The sequence below is a fragment of the Arcicella aurantiaca genome (genome assembly GCF_003148625.1).
Lineage (GTDB): Bacteria > Bacteroidota > Bacteroidia > Cytophagales > Spirosomataceae > Arcicella > Arcicella aurantiaca.
Window position 1 is genome coordinate 1 of record NZ_QGGO01000047.1, and the last position, 5500, is coordinate 5500.

Annotated in this window: 4 protein-coding genes and 1 pseudogene; all 5 read left to right on the forward strand. The window is 35.3% G+C overall.

Annotated features, from left to right (window positions below; genetic code table 11):
* Window positions 1-2169, forward strand: a 2169-nt coding sequence (locus LV89_RS23855) for an SdrD B-like domain-containing protein (RefSeq protein ID WP_146199256.1), incomplete at its 5' end; no start/stop codon positions are given.
* 264 nt (window positions 2170-2433) lie between these two features.
* Window positions 2434-2688: pseudogene (gene yidD / locus LV89_RS25985) on the forward strand (membrane protein insertion efficiency factor YidD); the annotation flags it as partial.
* A 30-nt stretch (window positions 2689-2718) separates the two neighbouring features.
* Entirely contained in the window at window positions 2719-3609 is an 891-nt protein-coding gene (locus LV89_RS23860) for a tetratricopeptide repeat protein (protein ID WP_229201588.1), read from the forward strand.
* 24 nt (window positions 3610-3633) lie between these two features.
* On the forward strand, window positions 3634-4164 hold the full coding sequence (locus LV89_RS23865) for a hypothetical protein (protein WP_109745510.1): 531 nt from the start codon (window positions 3634-3636) through the stop codon (window positions 4162-4164).
* Between the two features lie 197 nt (window positions 4165-4361).
* Window positions 4362-5500, forward strand: a 1139-nt coding sequence (locus LV89_RS23870) for a 4Fe-4S binding protein (protein ID WP_211321271.1), incomplete at its 3' end; no start/stop codon positions are given.

Consider the following 5500-nt stretch of genomic DNA (forward strand, 5'->3'; position numbering starts at 1 on the left):
ATTACCGATGGAGGAAAAATTCAAGCAGATGAAACCCTTTGTGGAGGTGGAACCCCATCAAAAATCACGAATGTTACTTTGCCAAGTGGTGGCGATGCTAATGTAGGGATAGAATATTTATGGTTACAAACCACATCATTATCAAATGGAGCTTGTCCATTAAATATAGTAGGACAAAATCTTTACACGGCAATTCCAAACAGTAATACCGCAGATTATCAACCCTCTGCAATTACTCAGACGACTTGTTATATTCGTTGTTCAAGAAGAGCAGGTTGTACAGATTATATCGGTGGAGAATCTAACACAGTGAAGAAAACAGTTTCAAGTTCATTTACTGCAATTGCTTCTACAAGTACAAATACAATTTGTGCAGGTGCTCCAGTAAGTATTACCTTATCAACAACTGCCACAGGAACGGTTACTTATTCATGGGCAGGTCCTAATGGATTTACTGCAAATACCAAAGATGTGGTAATTGCCAGTTCAACTGCGGCTAATAATGGAGTTTATACGGTAACTGTTTCAAATGGTACAGGGTGTAGTGCAGTAGCAACAGTAAATGTAAAAGTTGCTAATTGCTTGAAATTAGGAGACTCTGTTTTCAACGATAAGAATAATAACGGAAAACAAGATGCAGGCGAAACAGGTATTTCTGGTGTAACGGTTAAATTGTACGACAATGCTAATAATTTAGTAGGAACAACAACTACCGATGCAAATGGTAAATATTTGTTCTCTAATTTATCAGCTGGTGATTATGTAGTTGAGATTTCAGCTCCAACAGGATATAAATCTTCAACAGGAACAGTGGGTTCAGCAACAGGTCCAACAGAACCAGCAGTTGACCCAGATAATAACGTAGATGGCGACGATAACGGAACAACCGTAAGTGGACAAACTATCAGAACTCAGCCTGTTACTTTAACTGTTGCTGGTGGCGATAACTTGACAGTAGATTTCGGATTGTTTAAACCTGCTCAAATTGGTGATTATGTATTCCGTGACTTAAACGGTGATGGAATACAAGATGCAGGCGAAGGGGGAGTATCAGGCGTGACGGTGAAATTGTATGATAGTGCAAACAATGTAATTGCAACGACTACAACTGATGCAAACGGTAAGTATTTATTTGATAATTTAATTGCAGGAAACTATACCGTTGAATTTGTTAAATCGACTATCGGTTCAGGATTTAATTTCTCTCCAAAAGGAGCAACTACTTCTGATAAAGACAGTGATGCAGATTTAACAACGGGAAAAACAGCGGTTATTACTTTAACAGAAGGACAAGTAAATAAAGATATTGATGCGGGTGTAACTACTCCATGCGATACCGATACAACGCCTCCAGTATTAAGTGCGTGTCCTGCTGATGTTCTTATCAAAACAAGAGGAACGTCTGCAACTATCACTTGGACAGAACCAACTGCAACCGATAATTGCGGAACAGTTGTCGTGTCATCGACAAGCGTTTCTGGTTCTCAGTTCCCAGTTGGAACAACAACGGTAATTTATACCGCAACCGATGCCAAAGGAAACAAAACAACTTGTTCATTTGTCGTAAATGTTGTGAAAATTGTTACTTGTGATGTTGATACACAAGCTCCAGTATTCTATGATTGTCCAACAGATATTAGTGTTGTAACAACAGGAACAACGGCAGTAGTTCTTTGGGACCATCCAGCGGTAGGCGATAATTGTGGTATTCCAACGATTACTTACAATTTTGAACCGGGAATGTCATTCCCAGTAGGTGTAACAACGGTAACTTACAAAGCAGTAGATGCGAAAGGAAATACTTCTTATTGTTCATTCAAAGTAACTGTTACGAAGAAAACAACAACATCTGCCCTTACAGGAGCAATCTCGGCGAGAGTTGCAGCGGTTGAAGAAGTAACATTGGCTGATAATGTAACCATTTATCCAAACCCATCAAATGCAGATTGTGCCATTGAATTGTCAGCAGAATTGATGAGAGCAAACAAAAGTGTAGAAGTAAGCATATTAAGTACAGCAGGCAGTATTGAGTTCTCTCAAACAGCCACAGGTTCAGAACGCACAAGCGTAAAAGTACCAGTTGAGAATATGCCATCAGGAACATATTTTGTCAATGTAGGTTTAGAAAATGGTCGAATGATTATCAAAAAACTACAAATTGTCAAGTAGTCATATTGATAGTAAACATAAAAACCCTCATAAGTCATAGATTTATGAGGGTTTTGTTTTTGAGGCTAATTAAGTAGATAGATACTTCCGAATATATTTATAAAAATACATAGTTTTACTGAGTATTACGTTCGCTGTCATTCAAAACGATAACGAACGTAATACTGTAAATAGGCATAAAATAATACATTTAAACTTGCCTGAATATTTAACTAACACTATATTTGTGAATAAAATAGATTAAAATTATCTACATTTATTTTCATGTTGTTAAAAAATAGCCTATTAGCTTATTTGATTATTACTTTCAAATTGTCATTTCTACTTTTTGTATCCCCTTCTTTTTGCCAAAGTAAGAATACTTCCTTTGTCGATTATCTCTCTGTTTATCAAAAGTATATAAGTAATATTAGGGGCGGAGAATGCCAAATGTACCCTTCTTGTTCAAATTTTTCTCTAAGTGTTTTCAAGGAATATAATGTACTACAAGGTTTTTCGCTTACAGCAGATAGACTTCTTAGGTGTAGCCATGACATAACCAATTATGATTTGTCATTACAAAACCAAAAACTTAGGCTTATTGATTTTGTTGACAGTCGGGATAACTCTAAATATGTTCTTGGTTTAAATATGCCACTTTATGCTTATTCTGACACTATAAAAGATACCTCAAAAAATCTAAAATTTATTAAGTATTTGATTAATAAAGGCTTGCATCAACAAGCACTTTTAGAAATAAATAGGGCAATTTTTAATAAGGAATTGGGCGTAGATAATGTTGAAATTTATACAAACTATATAATTTGCCTTCGTGCAATTGATGAAAGTGAGAAAGCCCTATTTGATTATGAGATTGATTTTCCTGTGAATATTAAAGATAACCCCAAAATCGTATTAGAAATCGGGAATACATGGAAGGAACTAAAAAATTATTCGAATAGTATTCAACAATATAAAAAAGTGATTTCCATTGAAAACAAAGACACCACATTGATTGATGAAGCTTGGATGTTAAAAGGAATTAGCCATATCAAACTGCTTCAATTAGATAGTGCAAAAAAATCATTTGAAAAGGTCTCAAATACAGGTTTTTATGGGAAAAATGCAGCTAAAAATATAGAGTTAATAGTGAATGTAAATACACAAAGAAGTAAGAATGCTGTTTGGGGAGGTATTTTAGGCATAATTCCAGGAGCAGGATATTTATATGCTTCACATAAACAAACAGCCCTCTCTTCATTAATTATCAACTCCTTATTTGCTTACGGAGCTTATACATCTTTTAAGACAAATAATGTAGGAATTGGAATTCTTGCATCTGTAATTGGAGTAGCTTTTTATATTGGAAATATTCAAGGCTCTATAAAGAGTGTTAAAAGGTTTAATCAAACCCGAAGAGACACGGTTCTAAATCGAATTAGTTTAAATTTTTCATATTAATTTTTCACCCTAAATTTCTGTATCATGTTAAAAAATTTTATTAATCCATTAGTAGCTAAGCCTACTGCTTACCTATTACTTATCTGTTTAAGTTTGTTCTCTTTTAAATCAGGTAATGTTCGTGAAGTTTCATTGCCAGCAGGAACACCCATTGCATTAGAGACAGTTCAAAGATTGGCTTCAGATGCTGTTCAGGCAGGACAAACTGTAGATTTTAAGGTTAGAAGTGATATTAAAGTTGGAGATGTAGTTGTTGTTAAAGCAGGGTCAATCGCTAAAGGTTTAGTTACCCGTGCTAATATTGCAAAGGGGTTAGGTAAAGAAGGGCAAATCGAAATTCAAATTAAAAGCGTTTCTTCTGTTGATGGACAACAGATTCCAGTAGTTGGCAATAATATTTATAGACAAGGAGAGGACAAACAGACTTTAGCAATTGTTTTAGGAGTTGTACTTTGTATCTTATTTTTAACAATGAAAGGTAAAAATGCTGAAATTCCAGCGGGGACAACTATTGATGCCAATACAGCTACCAATATGATGATTAGTATCAATTAATATAATAGTAAACACAAAAACCCTCATAAGTCATAGATTTATGAGGGTTTTGTTTTTTATTCTATTTCAGAAACTTTAAGCAAATATTCTTTTGTTAAAAATGTGAACGTAACTTTGCACCGTCAATGGTTAACGGAAAATAGTGAAGGTTTAAACATTTTAACATTCACTCAATCATTCAATCACCCAATCATTCATTGAAAAAAGGAGCTAACAATACATACTTCGGAAATATCAAAGAAGGTATCAAATCTTCTCTGAAAGGACTTTCTTTGTCTTGGCGACACCTCAAAGAAGCTCGTCAGAGTAGAAAGCCTATTTTTGTCGATAATCCAGATTATTTCAAGCAACAAACAGGTATTGTCACGCTTCAATATCCGCACGAACAGTTGCCTTTACCTGATAATGGCCGTTATCAATTAGATAATGAAATGGACGATTGTATTGTCTGTGATAAATGTGCTAAAGTTTGCCCTGTTGATTGTATCGAAATTGAACCAATTAAGGCAACAGGAATTGCAGGGTATGCTTCTGATGGCTCGGCTATTCGTTTATATGCCGCCAAGTTTGATATTGACATGGCAAAATGTATGTTCTGTGGACTTTGTACAACGGTTTGTCCGACTGAATGTTTAACCATGACCCATGAGTATGATTTTTCAACCTTCGACGTTAAAAATCATAATTTTGAATTTGGAAATTTAACTGCTGAGCAATCGCAAGAGAAAAGAGATCTTTATGAACAATTCATGGCTGAAAAAGAAGCGATGAAATTGGCAAGTAAAGTTAAGAGTGTAGAGAATAAAGTACAGGTTATAGATAATAGAGAACAGAGTTTAGAGAATAGAGAACAGGTTATAGATAATAGAGAAGTAAAAGCAGAAGAAACTCCCAAGCCAAAACCTGCATTCAAACCTGCCTTTAAGAAACCTGTTGTTTCAGAAGAGAAAACGGAACAGGTTGCAGAGAATAAAGAGCAAGTTATAGAGAATAGAGAACAGAGTTTAGAGAATAGAGAAGTAAAAGCAGAAGATGCACCAAAGCCAAAACCTGCATTCAAACCTGCGTTTAAGAAACCCGTAGTTTCAGAAGACAAACCTGAGGTTGTAGAAAACATTGAAGCAGAAGCAGAGGAAGTACCAAAGCCAAAACCTGTCTTCAAACCCAAGTTTACTAAACCCGTAGTTTCAGAAGAAAAAACGGAAGTTGTAGAAAACATTGAAGCAGAAGGAGAGGAAGCACCAAAGCCAAAACCTGTCTTCAAACCCAAGTTTACGAAACCCGTAGATATAGATAATAGAGAACAGAGTTTAGAGAATAGTGAAGTAAAAGCGGA

Excerpts from the sequence above, each read along its gene's own strand:
- LV89_RS23865 (WP_109745510.1), top strand. The coding sequence starts at position 3,634 with ATGTTAAAAAATTTTATTAATCCATTAGTAGCTAAGCCTACTGCTTAC.